Here is a 21,903-nt window from a genome sequence, read left to right as displayed (position 1 = left end):
CTAGTCCTGTGCACGGCCGGTGGTAACACGGGCGATCATCAGGGCAACCAGGATGATTCCCCCGTAAATGGCCTGGATCCAGAAGGACGGAACCTGGGCAAGAGTGAGCAAGTTCTGGACCACCCCAAGAAGCAGGACGCCCGTAAGGGCACCGAACATCGTGCCCTTGCCACCGTCGAGACTGATGCCGCCGATGACCGCCGCCGCGAACACCGTGAAGATCATGTTCTGACCCTGGTTGGCGTTGATCGCGCCGACGTAGCCGGTCTGCATCAGCCCGCCGACCGCGGCGAGCGTCCCGGCGACGACGAACACGCCGAGCATCACGCGCTCGACCCGGATGCCGGCCGCGCGCGCCGCGTCCGCGTTGCCGCCGATCGCGTACAGCGCGCGCCCCAGGCGGTGGTACTTGAGGAAGAACCCGGCGACGCCGAACGACGCCGCCGCCAGCCACACCGAGATCGGCACGGTCAGGAAGGTGGTGGTGGCCAGGGTGTAGAAGGCGTCGGGCATCCCGAACAGCGTCTTGCCCTCGGTCGCGCCGACCAGCAGACCGCGCAGGATGATCAGCATCGCCAGCGTCACGATGAACGCGTTGAGCTTGAGCTTCACCACGAGGATGCCGTTGAAGCCGCCGATGATCGCGCCCACCACGAGGATCGCGAGCAGGGCGACTGGGGCGGGCAGTTCCGTGCCCCAGCCCGACTGCGCGGCGGGCAGCAGCAACAGCGCGCCGACGGCGGGCGCGATGCCGACGACCGACTCCAGCGACAGGTCGAACTTGCCGGTGATGAGCACGAGCGACTCGGCGAGGACCACCATCGCGAGGGCGGCCGAGGCGCCCAGGATGGAGATGATGTTCTGCTCGGTGAGGAAGGCGTCGTTGACGAACGCACCGAGCACGAGCAGCAGCAACAGGGCCGGTACGAGGGCGAGTTCGCGCGCCCTGCGCAGGAGTACGGCCTTGGCGTCGGCCTTGCTCTTGAGTGGCCGTAGGGGGGTGGAGGCCGAGGCCGACGGGGCCTTCGTGTCAGCCATGGTGGTCCACTCCTTCGATGGAGGCGATCAGCTCGTGGTCGCGCCAGCCCGCCGGGTGCTCGGCGACGACGCGGCCGTGGAAGAGGACGAGGACGCGGTCGCAGCGGCGCAGGTCGTCGAGTTCGTCGGAGACGACGAGGACGGCGGTGCCGTCGTCCCGGGCCGAGTCCATACGGGAGAGCAGGGACTCCTTGGACTTCACGTCGACGCCCGCGGTGGGGTTGATCAGGACCAGCAGCCGGGGGTCGGACGCGAGGGCCCGGGCCATGACGACCTTCTGCGCGTTGCCGCCGGAGAGGTCGGACACGGGCTGGTCGGGCCCCTCGGTGTGGATGTCGAGGCGGTCGATCAGCTCGTCGGCGAAGCCCCGCTTGCGGTCGGTGCCGACGAATCCGTACCGGCCGAGGCGGTCCAGGACGCTCATCGTGGCGTTGTCGCCGACGGTCATGCCGAAGACGAGCCCCTGCCCGTGCCGGTCGCGCGGGACACACCCGACTCCGGCACGCAGCGCGGCCGTCACATCGCCGAACGGCAGCTGCCTGCCGTCCAGTTGGGCGGTGCCGCCGGTCGGCGTGTGCAGCCCCGCGAAGGACTCGGCCAGTTCGATCTTGCCGCTGCCGCTGGATCCGGCGAGACCGACGACCTCACCACCGCGGACGGTGAGGTCGATGCTCTCGTACGACTCCGAGGTGAGCCCGTGTGCTTCGAGGACGACGGGCGCGCCCGCGTCCACGTCGCCGCGGGAGGCCTTCTCCTCCACGGCGGCGATGGACTCCCCCGCCATGGCCTCGACCAGGGCCGCCCGCGGCAGCTCGGCCACGGGGGCCGTGGTGATCCAGCGGGCGTCGCGCAGGACCGTCACGGTCTGGCACACCTCGTACACCTCCTGGAGGTGGTGCGAGATGAACAGGAACGTGACGCCGGACTCCTGGAGCGCGCGCATGCGGGTGAAGAGGCGCTCGATCTCCCGGTTGTCGAGCTGGGCGGTCGGTTCGTCGAGGACGATGAACCGGGCGCCGAAGCTCAACGCCCGGGCGATCTCCACCATTTGGCGGTCCTCGACCTTGAGGTCGGCGGTCCGCGCGTCCGGGTCGACGTGGACGTCCCAGGTGTCGAGGACCTCGGCGGCCTCGGTCTTCAGGCGGCGCCAGCTGATGAAGCCGCCGCGGCCCTGCGGCTGCCGGTTGATGAAGAGGTTCTCGGCGACCGTCAGCTCGGGGACCACGGTGGGCTTCTGGTAGACGCAGGCCACCTTGCGGCGCCAGGCGTCCCGGTCGGTGAGGGCGGGCGCGGGCTCGCCGTCGAAGCTGACCGTGCCCTCGTCGGGGGCCTGGAGGCCGGTGAGTACGGTGACGAGGGTGGACTTGCCCGCGCCGTTGCGGCCGACGAGGGCATGGGACTCGCCCGCGTGCACGGTCAGCTGTCCGTCGGCGAGGGCGACCGTGGGGCCGTACCGCTTGGCTATGCCCCGCGCCTCAACGAGTGGTGTGCTCATTTGACCGTGTTGCCCCACAGCTCGGGGTCGTCGACGTTCTCCTTGGTCACCAGCGGCGCGGGCAGCTGGTCCTCGAGGATGCCGCTGGGCAGCTTGACGATCTCGGAGTCGTGGTCGGTCGGGCCGGGCTTGAAGGTCTTCCCCTCCATCGCGGCCTTGATGTAGTACATGCCGTACTTGGCGTAGAGGTCGGCCGGCTGCGAGACGGTGGCGTCGATCTGGCCCTTGCGGATGGCGTCGTACTCCTGCGGGATGCCGTCGTTCGAGACGATCGCGATGTGGCCCTTCTGGCCGACCGTCTTCAGCAGCCCCTTGGACTTCAGGGTCTGCAGCGTGGGCGCGAGGTAGACGCCGCCCGCCTGCATGTAGATGCCCTTGATGTCCGGGTTGGCGTTGAGGAGCGTGTCCAGCTTGGAGGCCGCCGTGTCGGACTCCCACTTCGCGGGGATCTCCAGGACCTTCAGCTTCGGGAACTTCTCCTTGACGCAGGCCCGGAAGGCCTCGGAGCGGTCCCGGCCGTTGACCGAGGCCAGGTCGCCCATGATCTGCACGACCTTGCCGGAGGGGATCTGCTTGCCGAGGTACTCGCAGGCCTTCTCCCCGTACGCGACGTTGTTGGCGCGTACGACCATCGCGACCTTGCCCTTCTCGGGCGCCACGTCCACGGCGACCACGGGCACGCCCTTGCGCTCGGCCTGGTCGAGGCCGGCGGAGATCGCGGCGCTGTCCAGGGGGGCCACGACGAGGCCCTTCACACCCTGGTTGAGCTGGTTGTTGATGTCCGTGATCTGCTGCGTCGGGTCGCTGTTGGAGTTGACGGTCTTGAGGGCGTCGACGTCCTCGGTCTTCGCCATCTTGGGCACGTAGTCGTTGTAGGACTGCCAGAACGGCGAGGTCAGCAGGGGCAGGATCACGCCGACCTTGCCGCTGCCGTCGCCTCCGCCGTCGCCCTTGGAGGCGACGTTGTCCTTGGTGCTGCCGCATGCCGCGAGTACGAGCGTGGCGCAGGCGGCAACGGCCGCCGCACGTATCGCCCGTGAGGTGTTTCGACCGTTCCGGTACCGCACTGTTCTGCCGGCCATGTATCGGCTCCTCGTTGAGCGTGATCGAGCAGGTGCCACGCATATTTATCAGACCACTTCCCCCTGACAACACCCCTGGACCGCAATTTTCCCTGGTTTTCATGCGTAGTGGTCGGACCACCTCAGTGGTTAGACTGCGGCGCACCCGGCAACAGGAGGACATGGCGTGGACGAGAGCCTGCCCCAGGGGACGACGGCGGCCCCGCAGAAGGAGAGCGTGACGCAGCGCGCCATTGACCAGATCAAGGCGATGATCGGCGAGGGCCGTCTGGAGCCCGGCGCGCGGCTGCCGACCGAGCGGGATCTGGCGTCACAGCTGGGCATCTCGCGCAGCTCGATGCGCGAGGCGATCCGGGCCCTCACGGTCCTGGGCGTCCTGGAGGCCCGTCACGGGTCCGGGATCTACGTCACGCAACTGGAGGCCGGCGACCTGCTGGAGACCTTCGGCGTGGTCGCGGACCTCTCCCGGGGCCCGGGGCTGGTCGAGCTCCTCGAAGTGCGGCGCATCCTGGAGTCGACGGCGACCGCGCTCGCCGCCGCACGGATCACCGCCGACCAACTGGCCGAGGTCGAGAAGCACTTGACGGCCATGAACGCGACGGACGATCCGGAGGAGATCCTCTCCCACGACCTGGCGTTCCACCGCGCGATCGGTGTCGCCGCGGGCAACGACACGATGGCGGCCATCCTGGAGGGACTCTCGTCGCGCACGTTCCGCGCCCGGGTCTGGCGCGGGTACCAGGAGGAGGGCGCGTTCGAGCGCACCCGGCGGGAGCATGCGGCCATCCACCGTGCGCTGGTCGCCCGCGATCCCGAGACCGCCCGGGCGGCTGCGGCTGCGCATGTGGGTGAGGTGGAGCAGTGGCTTCGGACCCAGCTCCAGCCTTAGGGGCTGGAACCGGGTCCGATGTGACTTACCTGCGGGCCGGTGGGCGCTTGTCGCGCCCCTCAAAGACGGGGCCGCGTCTCGGTCTTCGCTTTTAAGGGCGCGGGGAACTGCGCGAGCAACCACAGCCCACCCGCACCCTGAAAGGAACCTCAGGCTCGCTTGAGTCGCAGCGTCACCAGCTCGAACGGCCGGAGCTTCAGCGTGAGCCTGTTGCCATCCCGCTCCGGGGCGACCGCGTCGGCCAGCGGCCGTTCCAGCAGGTCCGTCACCGTGACGGCCTCGACATCGAAGCCCGCCGTGAGGGTGGCCCGGCTGCGGCCACCGCGGGACTCGTGGAAGCGGACGATCACATCACCGCTGCCGTCGTCGGCGAGCTTCACCGCGGTCACCACGACCGCGTCCTGGGCGACGGCCACCAGGGGCGCGACCTCCGAGGCCCCGCCCACGACCTTCCGCTCCGGCAGGTTGATCCGCCAGCCCTCGCGCACCGCGTCGCCGATCGCGGCACCGGGCACCAGCGCGTGCCGGAAACGGTGGACGCCCTGGTCGGTCTCGGGGTCGGGGAAGCGCGGGGCACGCAGCAGCGAGACGCGGACCGTGGTGGTCGTACCACCGTCGTCGCGCACGGCCCGCGTCACGTCATGGCCGTACGTCGAGTCGTTGACGACCGCCACACCCCAGCCGGGCTCCTCCATGTGGACGAACCGGTGGTTGCAGGCCTCGAACTTGGCGGACTCCCAGGACGTGTTGGTGTGCGTCGGCCGGAAGAAGTGCCCGAACTGCGTCTCGGAGGCGTACCGCTCGGCGTGCACGTCGAGCGGGAAGGCCAGCTTCAGGAACTTCTCCGTCTCGTGCCAGTCGACCTCGGTGGCGATGTCGAGCCGCCACTCCCCCGGCGCGAGCGACAGCACCTGCGTGACCTTCGACGCCCCGAAGGTCCGTACGATCCGGACCGAGACGCCGTCGTCACCGGGGGCGACCTCGTCGGCGTCGACCAGGTCGGTGACCGTGTTCCGGTAGAACTCGTCGACGTCCCAGGCGTCCCACATGTTGGGGAAGTCGGGGTGGATCTGGAGCAGGTTGGCCGCCTTGCCGGGCGCGAGGGTCTCGCGGTCCGCGGCGAGGTCGAACGCGGAGACCACGAGTCCGCGCTCGTCGATCTCGATCCGCAGCCGTCCGTTCTCGATCACATAGCCGCCGTCCGTGCGAGGCACCAGCGTGCACTCGCCGCCGACGGCCGGGGTCCGCGCTCCGCCGGCGGGCACCCCGTCGCGGATGTGGGGCGCCGAGTTGAAGGCGAGGGCGGTCGTGCCCTCACCGGCCAGCGCGCGCTGGGCGGCGCCGATGATGCCTTTCAGCTCCTCGGCGACCGCCTCGTACGTCTTACGGGCCTCACGGTGCACCCACGCGATGGACGAGCCCGGCAGGATGTCGTGGAACTGGTGGAGCAGCACCGTCTTCCAGAGCCGGTCCAACTCCTCGTACGGGTACGTGAATTTGGTCCGGACGGCCGCGGTCGCCGCCCACAACTCGGCCTCGCGCAGGAGGTGTTCGCTGCGGCGGTTGCCCTGCTTGGTCTTGGCCTGGCTGGTGAGCGTGGCGCGGTGCAGCTCCAGGTACAACTCACCCACCCACACAGGGGCGTTGGGGTACTCGGCCTCCGCCTTCTCGAAGAACTTCTCCGGGGTCTCCCAGACGACGGTCGCCGAGCCTTCGAGGTCCCGCAGCCGGGCCGCCTTGGCGACCATCTCGCGGGTCGTGCCACCGCCTCCGTCGCCCCAGCCGGTCGGCGCGAGGGAGTGCCGGGCGACGCCCTTGTCCTTGAAGTTCTTCGCCGCGTGGGCGATCTCGCTGCCCTTCATGGAGCAGTTGTACGTGTCCACGGGCGGGAAGTGCGTGAAGATCCGCGTGCCGTCGATGCCCTCCCACTGGAAGGTGTGGTGCGGGAACTTGTTGGTCTGGGACCACGAGATCTTCTGCGTGAGCAGCCACTTGGAGCCCGCCGCCTTGATGATCTGCGGCAGTCCGGCGGCGAAGCCGAAGGTGTCGGGCAGCCACGCCTCCTCGTTCTCGACGCCGAACTCGTCGAGGAAGAACCGTTTGCCGTGCACGAACTGACGGGCCATCGCCTCCGAGCCCGGCATGTTGGTGTCCGACTCGACCCACATGCCGCCGGCCGGCACGAACCGCCCGTCGGCGACGGCCTTCTTCACCTTCGCCCACACCTCGGGCCGGTGCTCCTTCACCCAGGCCCACTGCTGGGCCTGCGACATGGCGAAGACGAAGTCGGGCTCGTCCTCCAGCAGGGCCGTCATGTTGGAGGTGGTCCGGGCGACCTTGCGTACGGTCTCGCGCAGCGGCCACAGCCACGCCGAGTCGATGTGGGCATGGCCGATGGCGCTGATGCGGTGGGCGGAGGGGACGGCGGGGGCGGACAGCACCCCTTCGAGGTACGTGCGGGCCGCTGCCGCCGTGCCGCCCACGTTCTGCAGGTCGACGGCGTCGAGGGCCTTCTCCACGGCCCGGAGGATGTCCCAGCGTCGGGCGGACTCCACCGGCAGCTCGGCCATCAGCTCGCCGAGCACCTCCAGGTCGATGACCAGCTGCCACACCGACTCGTCGAGGACGGCGAGGTCCATCCGCTCCAGCTTGTACTGCGGTTCGCTGCCCGCGGTCTCCTTGTCGCCCAACTGCGTGGGCTGGAAGGGGTGGTAGTCGAGGATGACGGGGTTGGACGCGGCCTCGACGTGCAGCCGCACCTCCTCGCCACCCTCGACCGGGGCGCCGATCCGCACCCACTGGTTGCGCGGGTTCAGGCCCTTCACCGGCGTGCCGTCGGGCCGGTAGACGAGGCCCTCGCACTGGAAGCCGGGCATGTTCTCGTCGAAGCCGAGGTCGAGGATCGCCTCGACGGTCTTCCCGGCCCATTCCTGGGGCACGGTCCCGGTCACCCGGAACCAGCTGGTGCCCCACGGAGCACCCCACCGCGCGCCCGCCTCGATCAGTTCGACCGGGGCGGACAGCCCTTCGTCGACCGGCACGGGCTCGCCGGGCGCGTTCCACACCGCCACTTCCAGGGGTACCGACTCGGGGTACACGGCGGGTCGTATGCGCTCGTCGAGCACACGCTTGAGGCGGGCTTCGACCAGGCTGCGGTCGTCATGCATGTGAGGTGCTCCGTAACTCCGTTGTGCGGGTTGCTGCTCGGTGTCGGTGGTCAACACCGGCTTTCGATGGTGACCACCTGGTCGGCGGTCACCAGGTGTGTGTGACGGTAGCGGGGGCCGACGCGGTGTAAAGCTCCCCCACGGCCCGCAGTTCGAACCTCGCCGTGGACTCACCGCCCTCGGGTGTCAATCCGCCGACGAAGAAGGCCCGCTGGGCGGTGCCGCCGAGGAACCGCCGGGTGCCGTCGGGCAGGACCCGGTGCAGCGTGTAGTGGCGTATGTCACCGGGGACGGCCCGCCACGCGAAGCGCAGGTCGCCTCCAGTGGCGCCGGTGATGGCCAGGTCGGCCGGGACGGAGGGGCTCTGGGCGGCCTGGTTCCGTACGGCTATACCGCCGAGCCGCCACTTCACCGCGCCACCGCCCCCGGTGAGCCGGACACCGAGGCCGTGCACCGTGCCGCCCGCCGGAAGACCGGTCAGCCGTACGGTCGAGGTCCCCCAGCCGCTGCCCACGGTGACCGGGAAGTACGTGTACGCGTACGGCTGGCCCGCGGCCGACGGCTCGGCGGTGGCGACGGCCAGTTCGACCGTCACGCTCCCCGATTCGGCACGGTGGGTCAGTTCGACGACCGTGTCCTCGCCGATGGGGAGCCTGGTCGCGTAGAGGTCCAGGGTGGCGGGGGCGTCGAGGGCTCCGGCGACCAGGACGCTGCTGCCGCCGCTCCAGGCGTCCGCGAAGTCGAAGGTGACGGCGGGACGCGCGCCCGTCGTGCGCACGACCCAGCGCCGGGAGGGCAGCCGGTCCTGGAGGCCGAGATGGTTCCAGGCGGCGGTCGAGGTGACCTTGCCCTCCTCGTACCAGCGCAGTCCGTGCCCGGTGTTGAAGGTGCTCGCGAAGGGGACCGAGGTCACCGTCGAGCGGTCGGCGACGGAGACGGCGGGGGCCCGCCAGGTGTCGGTGGCGTCGGGCTTCGCCGGATCGAGCGAGCGTCCGGTCCAGAAGCGGTCGTCGGCGGCGTGGAAGTCGCCGGGGGTGCGCCCGGCGGGCAGGTGGTTGCGGGTCCACTCGGGCCGGTAGAAGCCCACCGAGACGACATGGGCCGAGCCGCTGGGCACCATGGCGTCCCAGTTCACGGAGCGGTTCCAGCCGTTGGCCTCCACATCGACACCGGCCCACAACTCGTAGCGGCTGCGGCCGAGTTGCTGGGCCGTCGTGCCCGAGGAGGCGAGACTGCTCGACGACCAGCGGAAGTCGACGAACATCGAGTCGGCGGCCTGGAAGAACACCCTGTTCTGGTTGTTGAGGGCGCCCTGCCAGCTCACCGAGCCGCTCACGGTCATGGAGTCGTACCAGGTGACGCGCTGCCCCTTCGCCGATCCGAGCGTCTTGAGCTCGGTGAGGAAGCCGAGCATGTCGGTGGCCAGGGCGGCGTTCCCGCCACTGGTCTCAGCGTTGATGAACCAGCCGTCGAACCCGTACGCCTCCGCGACCGCCACGAGCTGCGCGGCCAGCGGATAGTGCCCGGACGCGTCCTTCTGCACCAGGTCACGGGTCCACTGCAGTTGTCCGCCGAACGCGGTGGGCGGCAGGAAGACATTGCCGAGGACGGGCACGCCGTGCCGGTGTGCGGCGTCCACGATCGGCGCGTTCGGGGCGAGGATCAGGCCCTCGCCGGAGGAGCCACCCCAGAAGATCAGCTCGTCGACGTACGACCAGTGGGTGAGGGCGTAGTAGTCGGCGTTGGCCGCGCCCTGCGAGGGGTTGCTCGCGGTCGGGCCGAAGGAGACCAGGGACTGGATACGGGCCTGGCCCGAGCGGGCCGTCGTGTTCGCCGGTGTCGGGGTGAAGCGCGTGGCGAGCGGCACGGACGCCGCGTTGAACGCCAGGTCGGTGTCGTCGGCGGCACGCCATGCCTTCAGGCTGCGCCAGGTGATGCCGGCGCCCGGGGTGCCCGAGGGGAACGAGTCCGGGTACCAGTAGGACGCGTACGGCTGGAGTGCCGCGGCGGCCCTCGGCCCGGCGGTGGCGGACGAGACCGGGAGCAGCGCGGCTGCCGCCCCGGTACCGGCGGCGAGCAGGACGGTGCGTCTGGTGGGGTTCACGAGCAAGTGCCTCCTTGTGGGAGTTCTTGTGGGGGACTACGGAACCTGATCGGGTGTGACGACTTCGGTGATGCCACGGGCGGCGAGGTGTTCCTCGTCGTCCGCGCGTGAGGCGAGCACGGTGGCCGGGCGGGCGCCGTCCGCGGTGAGCCGGAAGAACGCCTCGAAGACGGGCCCGCCGGGCGCGCAGAGCGAGCGGCCGGCGGGGTCGTCGGGGACGACGAGCGCGGTGGTACGGGTCTTGGGGGCGTAGGTGTGCTCGCGGGCCGTGCGGGCCAGCGCCCGTGCACTGTCCTTGGGGCGGCGGTCGTTGGTCAACAGGCCGAGCCCGTATTCGAGTTCGGGGAAGTCGGCGAGATCGCGGGACACGTCGTGGGAGCACCACCAGGTGATGCCCCACAGGTCGGTGCAGTCGAGCGCGTTCGCGACGGTCGCCGCGGTGAAGGCGGCGGCGTGCTCGGCGGGGACCAGCGGCGCCGGGGCGCCGACCTCCTGGAGCCAGACCGGGCGGGACGGGTCGTCGGCCCAGGCCTTGGACAGCTCGATCAGATAGGCGGCGTGGTGTTCGGTCGCGACTCCGGTACGTCCGTGCCGCTGGGCCGTGCCGTTGAAGACCCACGAGTGGACGGCGGTCACCGCGCCGCGCCGGGCGGCCTGGGCCGGGGTGAACGGCATGTCGTCCTGGTACCAGGCCGCGTCGTACTCCGCGTGCAGATGCAGTTTGCCCGGCGCGCCCTTCTCGCAGGCGGTGAGCATCCGCTCCAGCCAGGCGTCGATCTGGGCCGGCTCCGCCCGGTCGGGGTCGGGATGGGGGCCCGCCGAGAACTGGTTGACCTCGTTGCCGACGGTCATGCCGATGAAGTTGGGCCGGTCCGCGAGTGCCGCCGCGAGGGTCCGCAGATACTCCGCCTGCCCCTCGACGACCTCGGGGTCGGTGAACAGACTGCGCCGGTGCCAGGTCTGCGTCCACGCGGGCAGGAAGTCGAAGCTGGACAAGTGCCCTTGCAGACCGTCGACGTTGACGTCGAGGCCGCGCTCGGCCGCCGCGTCCGCGAGGGCGACGAGCTGCTCGACGGCCCGCGGGCGGATCAGCGAACGGTTCGGCTGGAAGTAGGGCCAGATCGGGAAGACCCGGATGTGGTCCAGGCCGAGTGCGGCGATGGAGTCGAGGTCGGCCCGTACGGAGTCGAGGTCGAAGTCCAGCCAGTGGTGGAACCACCCTTCACTCGGGGTGTAGTTGACGCCGAAGCGCACGACAGAAGGCGGCATGCAGGAGTCCTGGTTCTGGGGTGCGTACGTGGGGGTGTGTGTGGGTCTTGCGGGCGGCTCAGCCCGGGGTCGGCGTGGGCGGCTGAGCCCGTGGTGGTGTGGGCGGGCGAGCCCGTGGTTGCCGAGGGCTCAGCCCTTGACCGCGCCCTCGCCGACACCGCGGAAGAAGTACCGCTGGAGGCAGGCGAAGAGGGCGATCAGCGGTGCCACGGCGATGATCGTGCCCGCGGCGACGAGCCGTTCGTCGTTGGCGAAGGTGCCGTGCAGGTAGTTGAGGCCGATGGTCAGGGTGAACTTGTCCGGGTCGCTGAGCACGATGAGCGGCCACAGGAAGTCGTCCCAGGCGCCCATGAAGGCGAAGATCGCGACGACGGCGAGGGTGCCCTTCACCGAGGGCAGGGCGATCCGCAGGAACCGCTGCCAGACGTTCGCCCCGTCCACGTAGGCCGCCTCCTCGATCTCGTAGGGGAGGTTGAGGAACGCGTTGCGCATCAGCAGGACGTTCATCGCGCCGATGCAGCCGGGCAGGACGACCCCGATGAGGGTGTTGTTCAGACCGAGCTCACGCATGGTCGTGAACTGGGCGATGATGATGCCCTCCACGGGCACGAGCATCGCGAGGATGAACACAAGCGTGGTCACCTTGCGTCCGCGGTAGCGCAGCCGGGCGAGTGCGTAGCCCGCGAGCGCCGAACCGACGCAGTTCGTCACGACGTTGGTGGTGGCGACCTTCAGCGAGTTGAACGCGTAGTCCCATACGGGGATGGTCTCGGCGACCCGTTCGTAGTTGTGCAGGGTCGGGTCACTCGGCAGGAACTTGGGCGGCGAGCTGAAGATGTCCTCGGTCGGGCCCTTCAGCGAGGTGGACAGCTGCCACACGAACGGCCCGACGGTCAGCGCGAGGACGGCGATCAACAGCAGGTAGCGCAGGGCGAGTTCCCACACCCGGACGCTTCGGCCGTGCTCGTCGGTGACGCGCTTGCGGCGGGGCGCCGCCTCGGTGACGGCCGGTTCCTCGCGCACCTTCTCTGCGATGCTCACGCGTCCTCCTTCCGGTCGGCGCGCAGCACGAGCAGCATCAGCGCGACGGTGACGACGAAGACGACGACCGAGATGGCGGAGGCGTAGCCGACCCGGCCGGTCAGGCCGGTGCCGGTGCGCTGCACGAGCATCACGAGTGTGGTGTCCTCGCCCGCCGGGCCGCCGTCCGGGCCGGCCATCAGATAGACCTCGGAGAACACCTTGAAGGCGGCGACCGAGGAGAGCGCGCCGACCAGCACCATCGTGGAGCGGACGGCGGGCACGGTGACCGTGAGGAAGCGGCGGAACGCGCCCGCGCCGTCCACCGACGCGGCCTCGTGCAGCTCGCGCGGCACGTTGGCGAGCGCGGCCAGATAAATGATCATGTAGTAGCCGAGGCCCTTCCAGACCGTGACGGCCATGGCGCTCAGCAGGAGCAGCCACTGGTCGCTGAGGAAGCCGACCCTGCCGACGCCGATCGTCTCCAACAGCGAGTTCACCAGGCCGCGTTCGTCGAGCAGCCACACCCAGATGAGTCCCACCACGACGATGGACGCCACGACCGGGGTGTAGAAGGCCGACCGGAAGAAGGCGATGCCGGGGATGTTCTTCTGGACCAGGAGTGCGAGCAGCAGGGGCAGCAGCACGAGCGCGGGGACCACCCCGAGGACGTACAGCGTGCTGTTGCGCAGGCCGATCCAGAACATCTCGTCGTGCAGCAGCTCCCGGAAGTTGGCCAGGCCCACGAACTCGCCGGGGATCAGGGTCCGGCGGTCCGTGAAGGCGTTGACCAGCGTCGAGACGAACGGGTACAGGATGAAGATGCCGACGACCAGCAGCCCCGGGGCGGCGAACAGCCAGGGACTGGTGGGCAGTTGGCGCCGCACCCGCGTGGTGACGGCACGGTGAGGGGCGGTGCCGGAGGAAGCGGTGCTGGAGGAACTCGCCATGCCGGTCAGCCCTGCTGCTTGAGCAGCCGGTCGCACGCCTTGACAGCGTTGTCGAGGGCTTCCTGGGGGCTCACCTTGCCCTGGAGCGCCTTGGCGACGGAGTTCCGCAGCTCGGTCTTCATCTGCTCGCTGAACAGGACCGGGGTGTAATTGACCGCGTTCTTCAGGGACTTGGCGGCGGCGATCCGGACGCGGGTCTCGTCCGTGCCGTCCTCCTTCGTGAAGTACGGGTCGTCCAGCGAACCGGCGGTGCTCGGGAAGATCGCGACCTTCTTGGCGAACGACATCTGGTTCTGCGCGTCGGTGACGAAGTGCGCGAAGGCGACCGCGGCGGGCGTCCGCTTGGTCTGGGCGTTGACCATCACACCCATCACGTACATGTTGACCTTGCCGGTGCTGGTGATCTGGTCGGTGATGCCGATGTTCTTGTAGAGGTTCGGCGCCTGCTTCTTGAAGTTGCCGAGGTCCAGGGCGCTGCCCGGGTTCATGGCGACGGCCTCGGTCAGGAACTTCTTGCCGGACGACTCCGGGGTCGCGGTCAGCGCCTGCGAGTCGAGCGCCTTGGCGTCGTACAACTCCTTGTACTTGGTGAGGAGTTCGACCCCCTTGGCGTCGTTGAACGCGAAGGCGGTGCCCTCCTTGTTCATCAGCTCGACGCCGTAGCGGCCGAAGTCCTCGATGGTGGGCACGTTCGCGAGGGTGGCGACCTTGCCGTCGCTCTTGTCCGCCAGCTCCAGGGCGTCGTCGAAGAGTTCGTCGTACGTCTTCGGCGGCTTCGAGGCGTCCAGGCCGGCCTCCTTGAACAGCGACTTGTTGTAGAACAGCGGGCCGGTGTTCAGATACCAGGGGAAGGCGTACGTGCCCTCCATGCCCGGTATCTCGTGGCTGGCCCAGGCGCCCGGCAGGTACTCCTTCTTGTACTTCGCGGCGGACTTGTCGAGGTCGAGCGCGAGGCCCGCCTTGGCGAGCGGGGCGACGAGGTCCGGCGAGACGTTCACGACGTCGGGCAGGGTGCCGCCGGCCGCGTCCGCGCTGATCTTGTCGGCGTAACCCTCGGCGGGCTGGTCGACCCACTTCACGTTCGTGCCGGGGTACTTCTTCTCGAAGTCGGCGATCAGGCCCTCGAAGTACGGCTTGAAGTTGGCCCTCAGGTTCCAGGTCTGGAAGGTGATGTCGCCCTCGACCTTGCCAGAGGCGTCCGTGGAACCGCCCTCGTCACCTCCCGAGCCGCAGGCGCTGAGCGGCAGGGCTAGGGCGACGACAGCGGCGGCGAGTGCTCTGCGGGGCATGCGCACGGTGACCGGGCTCCTTTGCGACGGTGTGGGTCAGGGGTGACGGGCAGACCTTGCATCCATCCCGGTGGGGAAGTCAATGGATTCCGCCCCGCTAAATTCATTAGCTGCACATAAGACCAGGTCACAAGCTTGTGCATCGCCTCTTGCAACCGATCACTAATGCGCTTTAGAGTGACCTGACTCAAGCGCATTAGTGCGGAGCCCCATTGAGCAGGGCTTCATTGAGCACGGCTTCATGAAATGGGGAGCAAGGTTGCCAGCCAAGCGGTCTCCCGCGCGCCGGCCGACGATGAAGGACATCGCGCAGCGCGCCGGGGTCTCCGAGAGCGCGGTCTCCTTCGCGCTCAACGACCGGCCGGGGGTCTCCGAGATCACCCGTGACCGGGTGCGCCGGGTCGCCGAGCAACTGGGCTGGCGGCCCAGCACGGCGGCGCGCCAACTGTCCGGCGAAGGTGCGGCGACGGTCGGTCTCGTCCTGGCCAGGCCCGCGGACACCCTGGGCGTGGACTCGTTCTTCCTGCAGCTCATCTCCGGCATCCAGGAGGTCCTGGCGGAGCGTCATCTCGGCCTGCTCTTCCAGGTGGTCGAGGACGTCGACGACGAGTGCGCGGTGTACCGGCGCTGGTGGGCGGAGCACCGTGTGGACGGGGTGCTGGTCGTCGACCCCCGGACGGACGACGCGCGCCCGGACCTGCTGGACGAACTGGGACTGCCCGCGGTGGTCATCGGCGGGGCGCCGGACGCGCGGCACCCGGGTCTGTCCACCGTCTGGGCGGACGACGCGGGCGCCATGGCCGCCGTCGTGGACGAGCTGTCCGCGCTGGGGCACCGCCGGATCGTGCACATCGCGGGCCTGCCCGGCCTCGCACACACCGAGCGCCGCATCCGTACGCTGCGCGCCGAGGCCGATCGGCGCGGACTCGCCGAGGTGCGCTCGGTGACCACGGACTACTCGGACGCGGAGGGGGCCGCCGTCACGCGGCGGGTCCTGCAAGGCGGGGTCCTGGAGGGCGAGATTCCAGCGGGCGGCACGGTGGAGGACGGCGTTGTGGAGGGCGGTTCGCGGCCAACCGCGCTGATCTATGACAACGACGTGATGGCCGTCGCCGGAGTCGCCGCGGCGACGGAGCTGGGCTTCTCGGTGCCGGGTGACGTCTCGGTCGTCGCCTGGGAGGACTCGGCGCTGTGCCGCATGGTCAAGCCGTGGCTGTCGGCGCTCTCCCGCGACACGGTGGAGTTCGGCCGGACGGCCGCGAAGGAGCTGACCTCGCTGCTGGACGGGGGGCCGGCGCGGGCTGTGCGGGTGCCGGTGCCGCGGTTGATTTCCCGGGAGAGTACGGGGCCCTGCCGGGCTTGAGCGGGAGGGGGTTAGGGCGGGGGTGTGTTCTGCCTGCGGGTTGGAGTGGCTGGGTGCGCAGTTCCCCGCGCCCCTTGAAAGGGGCGCGGGGCCAGCCCAGCACTCCTAATTAAGGGCGCGAGCGGTGCAGCTCGAACTGGGCCAGGTGTGCCGGTCGGCGCGAGCGTGTCACCCGTACTCGCCAGTGCCTTGCCCGTACGGGAGTCGGCAAAAGCAGGATGCGGCTCGCGCCGAGCGTGCCCGCTTCGGCCACCCGTGTCCAGGCCCCGCCTGACTGGGCCTCGACCACGAAGCCCTCCACCTGTTGCCCGTGCCGGATGTCCTCGGCGAGGCGAATGCGGTTCACCTCGCGGGTCCGGCCTAGGTCGACCGTGATCGTGCCCGGGGAGGTGGTGACCCGGGCGCCGCGGGCCAGGTCCTCCGGCAGTTCGCGGTCGATTCGTTCGCGGAACTCCCGTAGGCGGGTGACGTCGGCGGCCGGGAGGAGGCCCTGCTTGTCCGGGGGGATGTTGAGCAGGAGTACCGAGTTGCGGCCCACCGAGCCGAAGTAGATGTCCATCAACTGCTGTACGGACTTGGGCTGTTGGTCGGCGTGGTAGAACCAGCCGTCGCGGATGGAGACGTCTGCCTCGGCCGGCCACCACTGGAGGTAGTCGGCCACGGGCTGGGCGGCGACCAGGGCGTCCCGGCCGCCCATGTCGGGTGCGTCGTACGAGAGCGCGAAGTCCATGCGCCCGTTGTCCTTCTCCTGGACGGGGACGACGCTCCACTCGTTCTCGCGGGCGAATCCGCCCTCGTTGCCGACCCAGCGCACGTCGGGTCCGGACACCGCGACCGTGGCGTCCGGCACGAGGGTCCGGATCAGCGTGTACCAGCTGTCCCAGTCGTACTTCTCGACCTTGTCCGGCGGGATACGGCCCTGGGCGCCGTCGAACCACACCTCGTCGACGGGCCCGTACTCGGTGAGGACCTCGTAGAGCTGGTCGAGCATGTGGGCGCCGTAGTCGGTGGCCGGGAGCGTGAAGGTGGGCCCGTCCGGGCGGTCGTCACCCGGGACGCGGGTGGGGATGGTGCGCTCGGAGCGGGCGCTGCCGTTGGCGTACACGCCGTGCAGGTACTGGTTCTCGTCGGCCGGTGAGATGTAGACCCCGACCTTGAGACCGTGACGCCGCATCGAGTCGGCGAACGAGCGCAGGACGTCACCCTGTCCGCCCTGCCAACTGCTCGACGCCACCGAGTGGTTGGTGTAGCGGGACTGGTAGAGCACGAAACCGTCGTGGTGCTTGACGGTGAGGATGGCGAGCTTGAAGCCGCCGTCGCGCAGGGCGCGCGCCCACTGGTCGGTGTCGAGGCCGACCGGCTGGAAGACGTCGGGGTCCTCGTCCCCCGTGCCCCATTCGAGGCCGGTGAAGGTGTTCACACCGAAGTGCAGGAAGGCGGTGCGTTCGAGGGCCTGCCAGGCGATCTGCCGTTCCGTGGGCCGGACTTGGGAGGCCTTGCGGACCAGCTCCTCCGGGGTGTCGTCGGAGCTCACGGGGATCCGGTACCACGGCTCTTCGGCCGAGGCGGTGGCCGAGCCAGAGACCGTGGGCGCGGAGGCGGATGCGGAAGGCGCGAGCGCCGGGGACGTACCGCTGGACGCCACGAGCGAGGCGGCGGCCGTGACGAAGAGACGTCTGGAGACTGCCATGCGGGTCGGACTCCTCAGGTCAGGTGGTCAACGGGGCTGCGGGCGTCGGCTTTACGGGTCATCCGGCGGTCAACTGCCATACGGCGGGCGACTGTTGGTCCGGCGGGTACTGCACGAGCCGACCGTCGTCGGTCACGTGCACGGCCATCTGCGTGATCGCGTTGACGAGCCGGTAGCCGCCGTCCTGCACGGGCGCCAACTGCCAGCGCTGCAGGGTGTTCGCGGGGTCGCAGGTCTGCCGGGACACCTCGACGCCGGGCTGGAGCGGCACGTTGAGGGTGAGCTTGCCGCCGCGTACTTCGAGGCAGCCGTTCGCGGTCTTCAAGGTCACGTAACCGTCCGGGGTGCGCTTCACCTCGGCCGTCACGGTCGCGCTCCCTGCACGGAAGGTGTACGTCCCGTCCGCGACCGGTACGCGGGTGAGGTCCCGCCATCCGGGCGCGTGGCCCACGGCCGCCGCGCGAGCGGTGAACTGCGCGTAGGTGGCGTCCGGGTGAGGGCTGCCCCAGGTGGCCTGCGCGACGTGCCGCAGTGCCGGATCCGTGTCGACCGCGACCTCGTTCTCGGTCTCGCCGCGCCCGTTGTCGGGCCAGAGGCTGATCTTCGCCCCGGTGATGCCCTCGCGCGAGGCGAGCTTCTCGCCCTCGAAGCTGCGCGGGTCCCAACTCTGGTCGTACAGGCCCTTGGTGTCCGAGTGGAAGCCGCCGCGCACGAGGTAGAGGGCGTAGGCCGCGTTCATCAATGGGTAGCCCTGGGACCGGAGTTGGCTGGGCTTCGTCGCCACGTTCAGCCAGTGCTCGACCGTCGTCCCGGCCGTGACGGGCACGGTGTTGGCGCCGGTGAGCCCGTCGTTCCAGATGCGCAGCTTCTTGCCCTTGTCCGCCGCGTAGGCGTGGACCCGGTTGACGAAGTCGATGAACGCGTCCTGAGGCGTGGCGTTCGCGCCGTACTTCGCCCGGGCGTACTCCAGGACCTGCGGGTACTTGGCGAAGTCGGAGCCGAGCATGTACTCGTCGGCGCCCATGTGCCACGAGCCGCCCTTGAAGACCTCCGCGTACTCGTCCATCAGGCTCGTGTAGTAGGCGAAGGCCTCGGGGCGCGTGATGTCGAGACGGGACGGCTGCTTGTTGCCGTCGGAGTCGGTGAGCTGGAGATCCGGGCGGTTCTCGATCCAGGGGTCCATGTGCCCCGGGGAGTTGATCTCCGGAATGATCGTGACATGGTACTTCTCGCCGAGAGCGACGAGGCGACGTATCTCGTCCTTGGTGTAGTAGCCCCAGGTGTTGGCCTCGGGGTGCGCGTCGCTCTTCACCTTCAGTTCGAGCAGCAGCTGGTTGAGCTTGTTGTACGCCATGTCGCGTACGAGGTTCTCCAGCCAGTCCGTCGTGATGTGGATGTAGCAGGCGCAGACCCCGACGCCGCGCTCCTCGTACTGCGGCACGTCGACGGTGCGTCCGGCGGGCAACCTGTCGCCCTGGGCCAGGAGTTGGAGGATGGTCCGGGTGCCGTAGAAGGCGCCGGTCTCGGTGGCGCCCGTCACCGACAGGCGTTTGCCCGCACGGAGTTCGTACCCCTCCTTGCCGAGCGCGGCCCGCTTCGGCGCGACATCGACAACGATGTCTCCCGTACGCGCTCCCCCGCCGACGACGGGGACGCTGCCGTGGCCCGCCGCGCGCAGGTCGTCGGCGAGGGTGTCGGCGACGCGGCGCTCGGCCTTGCCGTCCGCCACGAGACGCGTGCCGCGGCCGTAGACGTACTGTCCTGATTCCGGCGCCCAGTCGGTCAGCGCGGGGACGGTGACCGGGGTCGCCGGGGCCGCCTTCTCAGCCCCGCCGGCCGCCTGGGCCACCGGGACCGGAGCCGCGAGCAGCAGCAGCGCCGCCACGACGCCGACCAGCCGGGACCGTCTTGGATACGTACTCCTGGCATCCGTGCGCACGGGCACCTCCCAATCATCGGAGGTGTGATGATTGAGCTGGCTTCAGGGCCTGTCAATGGGGTCTGAAGTCAGCCAAGTTGACCCAGTGGTCGGATGACCTGCCACTCCGCGCGAACAGTGCGACAACCTCGGCGCGAAAAGTCCAAGAGGACCGGAGCGAATGTCCAAGCCCGGCGCCTCTCGACGGGATGCCCCGCGCCGGGGCACAGTGCTCCACGTACCCCATCAGTACTCACCGGTAATCGCACGCCCCGAGGAGCCATCGTGACCAGCTGGGCCGGCCGGACCGCCGCCGAGATCGCCGCCGCCGTACGCGAGAAGCGGGTCACGCCCCGCGAGGTGGTGGCCGAGCACCTCGCCCGGATCGAGCTGCTCGACGCCCGCGTGGGTGCCTTCCGCACGCTGCGCGCGACGGCGGCGCTCGCCGAGGCGGACGAGGTGGCGGCCCGCGCCGACCTGGCCGAACTCCCCCTCGCGGGCGTGCCGGTGGCGGTCAAGGACAATCTGGCCGTACGCGGCGAGTCCACCCGCAACGGCACAGCCGCGAGCCCGGACACTCCGGCCGACGAGGACCATGTCACCGTGGCGCGGCTGCGGGCGGCGGGCGCGGTCGTGGTGGGTCTGACGAACTGCCCGGAACTCTGCGTCTTCGGCACCACGGAGGGCGTGCACGGCACGGCCCGCAATCCGTGGGACACCACGCGCACGGCGGGCGGCTCGTCCGGTGGGAGCGCGGCCGCGGTCGCCGCCGGCATGGTGCCCATCGCGCTCGGCAACGACGGCATGGGGTCGCTGCGCATTCCCGCCGCCAACTGCGGGCTGGTCGGGCTGAAGCCGGGGCACGGTGTCGTCCCGGCGGGCATCGGCCACGGTGACTGGTTCGGGATGTCCGAGAACGGGCCCCTGGCGACGACGGTCGAGGACGCGCGGTTGATGTTCTCGGTCCTGGCCGGGACGGAGGCCGCGACGGCGGGCTCGGCGGTGGCCGCGACCGACGTCGTACGGGCCGGGGATCCCGTCACCCGAACGGTCGCCGTCTCCGTGCGGAGCCCTCTGATGGGGGTTACCGTCAGCCGGCCCTACGCCGACGCGGCCCGTGAGGCGGGCGAGTTGCTGGCGGGAGCCGGGCATCGGGTCCGGCGGGCGGATCCGCCGTATCCCGTGTGGCTGGGGACGACCTCGCTCGCGCACTGGACCGCGGGTACGGCGGTGGATGCGGAGGGGCTCGATCCGCGGCTGCTCGCTCGGCGGACCCGCGTGCACGCTGCCCTGGGGCGGCGGTTCGTGGGGTCGGTGCGGGGAGGGGTGCGGCGGGAGCAGTTGCGGGAGAGGTTCGAGCCGTTCTTCGCGGAGCACGAGGTGCTGCTCACGCCCGCGCTTGCTCGGCGGGGGCCCGCGGCGGCGGAGTGGCACCGGCGGGGGTGGCTGCGGAATGTGCTGGTCAACACGAACTATTCGCCGTTGACGCCGCCGTGGAATCTGACGGGGTGGCCGGCGATGGCTGTGCCGTTCGGCACGCTGGCGTCGGGGGTTCCGGGTGCTGTCCAGCTGGTCGGGCGGCCCGGGAGTGAGGCGGTGTTGCTGGAGTTGGCAGGGCAGTTGGAGGAGCTGCGGCCTTGGACGCGGACGGCTCCGATGGAGGGTTCGGGGGAAGGGTCGTAGGTCGGCTGCGCGTCGGCTGTGGCTGGTCGGGGCCCCGTACCCCCGACCGGTCAGAGAGCCCGGTGCATCACGTGCAAGCCCACCCTGCCCTTGGTCGGGTGGGCGTAGGCCTCCGGGATCGTGCCCACGATCGTGAAGCCCAGGGAGAGCCAGAGGTTGACGGCGGGGTTGGTTTCGACGACGGCGTTGAAGACCATCGCGCGGTAGCCGTCGGCCTTGGCCGTTTCCAGGACGTGGTTGGCCAGCGCCCGGCCGATGCCCCGGCCCGAGTGGGCGGGGTCGACCATGAAACCGGCGTTGGCGATGTGGGAGGCGGGGCCGCCGTAGTTGGGGGTGACGTAGGCCGAGCCGACCACCGCTCCCGTGGCGTCCTCGGCGACATACACGCGCTTGCCCCGAGCCATCCACAGGGCGCGGGCGTCCTCTTCGGACGTGTCCGGGTCCCAGGCGTAGGTCTCGGCGGCGGCGACGATGCGGTGCCAGAAAGGCCAGATCCGCGGCCAGTCACTGGCCGCGGCTTCTCTGATCAGCATGGACGTGAGTCTTGCACGCCCATGCCGATCAGCGATCCTGCGGGTCCTGCGGGTCCTGCCGTGGACCTGGGCGGTCAGTCCACGCTGGGCAGGATGTGGGGCTCCGCGAGGTCGTCCTCGTAGCCCGCCAGGCGGATGGGTGCGGACCTGGCCCAGACGTCGAGGCTGCCGAGCTTCTCCGCCCGGCCTGCGTGCTCCGTACGTTCCTTGGGGCCCTGATCGAGATTCGTCTTCTCCGGTGTCACCGCGCACTCCTTTTGTGTCGGTCACCCTCGGGGCGTGCAGGACCACTCTGCTACTGGTCGCCTGACGCCCGCTCGGGTCTGAGTAGAGGCCGTTCGGACGCGGTGGCGCCAGTCAACTCGTATGAGAGCAGGCCGTGGTGACCGGCTTGTCCCGGGACGGACCGTGGG

At 69.9% G+C, this 21,903-nt stretch carries 16 protein-coding genes; 3 read left to right on the top strand and 13 right to left on the bottom strand.

From position 1 onward, the window contains the following. From ACN20J_RS42965 to ACN20J_RS42955, 3 genes are read right to left on the bottom strand one after another with little or no spacing between them, the layout of a single operon-like run. Positions 1–1,038: an ABC transporter permease gene (locus ACN20J_RS42965; RefSeq protein WP_359712617.1), complete on the bottom strand. Its 1,038-nt coding sequence runs from the start codon at positions 1,036–1,038 to the stop codon at positions 1–3. After that, positions 1,031–2,533: a sugar ABC transporter ATP-binding protein gene (locus tag ACN20J_RS42960; protein WP_364192527.1), complete on the bottom strand. Its 1,503-nt coding sequence runs from the start codon at positions 2,531–2,533 to the stop codon at positions 1,031–1,033. Before ACN20J_RS42960 ends, ACN20J_RS42965 begins: the two co-directional genes overlap by 8 nt. Then, positions 2,530–3,615: a sugar ABC transporter substrate-binding protein gene (locus tag ACN20J_RS42955; RefSeq protein WP_055611022.1), complete on the bottom strand. Its 1,086-nt coding sequence runs from the start codon at positions 3,613–3,615 to the stop codon at positions 2,530–2,532. The genes ACN20J_RS42960 and ACN20J_RS42955 overlap by 4 nt, the downstream gene beginning before the upstream one ends. A gap of 166 nt (positions 3,616–3,781) precedes the next feature. Here ACN20J_RS42955 and ACN20J_RS42950 point away from each other — a divergent pair, with 166 nt between their 5' ends. Further along, positions 3,782–4,504: a FadR/GntR family transcriptional regulator gene (locus ACN20J_RS42950; RefSeq protein WP_419668096.1), complete on the top strand. Its 723-nt coding sequence runs from the start codon at positions 3,782–3,784 to the stop codon at positions 4,502–4,504. A gap of 149 nt (positions 4,505–4,653) precedes the next feature. Here ACN20J_RS42950 and ACN20J_RS42945 read toward each other — a convergent pair whose 3' ends face one another. The 6 genes from ACN20J_RS42945 to ACN20J_RS42920 all read right to left on the bottom strand — a co-directional run bounded on the left by ACN20J_RS42945 (position 4,654) and on the right by ACN20J_RS42920 (position 14,303). Next, entirely contained in the window at positions 4,654–7,671 is a 3,018-nt protein-coding gene (locus ACN20J_RS42945; protein ID WP_419668095.1) for an alpha-mannosidase, read from the bottom strand. A gap of 88 nt (positions 7,672–7,759) precedes the next feature. Continuing rightward, the gene (locus ACN20J_RS42940) at positions 7,760–9,775 is read right to left on the bottom strand and encodes an endo-beta-N-acetylglucosaminidase (RefSeq protein ID WP_419668094.1); all 2,016 of its coding nucleotides are present in this window, start codon (positions 9,773–9,775) and stop codon (positions 7,760–7,762) included. 36 nt (positions 9,776–9,811) lie between these two features. Next, positions 9,812–11,029 carry a glycoside hydrolase 5 family protein gene (locus ACN20J_RS42935; RefSeq protein WP_189839729.1) on the bottom strand — a complete coding sequence of 406 codons (1,218 nt, stop codon included), beginning with the start codon at positions 11,027–11,029 and terminating at the stop codon, positions 9,812–9,814. A 144-nt stretch (positions 11,030–11,173) separates the two neighbouring features. After that, on the bottom strand, positions 11,174–12,085 hold the full coding sequence (locus ACN20J_RS42930) for a carbohydrate ABC transporter permease (RefSeq protein ID WP_372505536.1): 912 nt from the start codon (positions 12,083–12,085) through the stop codon (positions 11,174–11,176). Next, the gene (locus ACN20J_RS42925; RefSeq protein ID WP_419668093.1) at positions 12,082–13,014 is read right to left on the bottom strand and encodes a carbohydrate ABC transporter permease; all 933 of its coding nucleotides are present in this window, start codon (positions 13,012–13,014) and stop codon (positions 12,082–12,084) included. The genes ACN20J_RS42930 and ACN20J_RS42925 overlap by 4 nt, the downstream gene beginning before the upstream one ends. Positions 13,015–13,019: 5 nt before the next feature. Beyond that, complete coding sequence (locus ACN20J_RS42920; protein ID WP_361887188.1) at positions 13,020–14,303, bottom strand: ABC transporter substrate-binding protein; 1,284 nt, start codon at positions 14,301–14,303, stop codon at positions 13,020–13,022. A 259-nt stretch (positions 14,304–14,562) separates the two neighbouring features. On the opposite strand from ACN20J_RS42920, the gene ACN20J_RS42915 reads away from it, so the two are divergent. Continuing rightward, positions 14,563–15,666, top strand: a complete 1,104-nt coding sequence (locus tag ACN20J_RS42915) for a LacI family DNA-binding transcriptional regulator (RefSeq protein ID WP_190232533.1) — start codon at positions 14,563–14,565, stop codon at positions 15,664–15,666. A 109-nt stretch (positions 15,667–15,775) separates the two neighbouring features. Here the strand turns inward: ACN20J_RS42915 and ACN20J_RS42910 are convergent, their stop codons facing one another. Then, positions 15,776–17,356, bottom strand: a complete 1,581-nt coding sequence (locus ACN20J_RS42910) for an alpha-L-fucosidase (RefSeq protein ID WP_190232532.1) — start codon at positions 17,354–17,356, stop codon at positions 15,776–15,778. Between the two features lie 58 nt (positions 17,357–17,414). After that, the gene (locus tag ACN20J_RS42905) at positions 17,415–19,295 is read right to left on the bottom strand and encodes a family 20 glycosylhydrolase (RefSeq protein WP_372505537.1); all 1,881 of its coding nucleotides are present in this window, start codon (positions 19,293–19,295) and stop codon (positions 17,415–17,417) included. A 264-nt stretch (positions 19,296–19,559) separates the two neighbouring features. Here ACN20J_RS42905 and ACN20J_RS42900 point away from each other — a divergent pair, with 264 nt between their 5' ends. Next, positions 19,560–20,957 (top strand): amidase, encoded by a 1,398-nt coding sequence (locus tag ACN20J_RS42900; protein WP_189839334.1) that lies wholly within the window; start codon positions 19,560–19,562, stop codon positions 20,955–20,957. Positions 20,958–21,007: 50 nt separating this feature from the next. On the opposite strand, the gene ACN20J_RS42895 is transcribed toward ACN20J_RS42900, so the two are convergent. Beyond that, entirely contained in the window at positions 21,008–21,490 is a 483-nt protein-coding gene (locus tag ACN20J_RS42895) for a GNAT family N-acetyltransferase (RefSeq protein ID WP_189839335.1), read from the bottom strand. A gap of 74 nt (positions 21,491–21,564) precedes the next feature. Further along, a complete protein-coding gene (locus tag ACN20J_RS42890) occupies positions 21,565–21,735 on the bottom strand; it encodes a hypothetical protein (protein ID WP_189839336.1) in 171 nt (56 codons plus the stop codon). Positions 21,736–21,903: the final 168 nt, after the last annotated feature.

Source organism: Streptomyces sp. 2-1 (assembly GCF_048564895.1).
Classification (GTDB): Bacteria; Actinomycetota; Actinomycetes; order Streptomycetales; family Streptomycetaceae; genus Streptomyces; species Streptomyces phaeochromogenes.
Note: the sequence above shows the minus strand (reverse complement) of the source record. Positions and strands in the feature narration are given on the sequence as shown.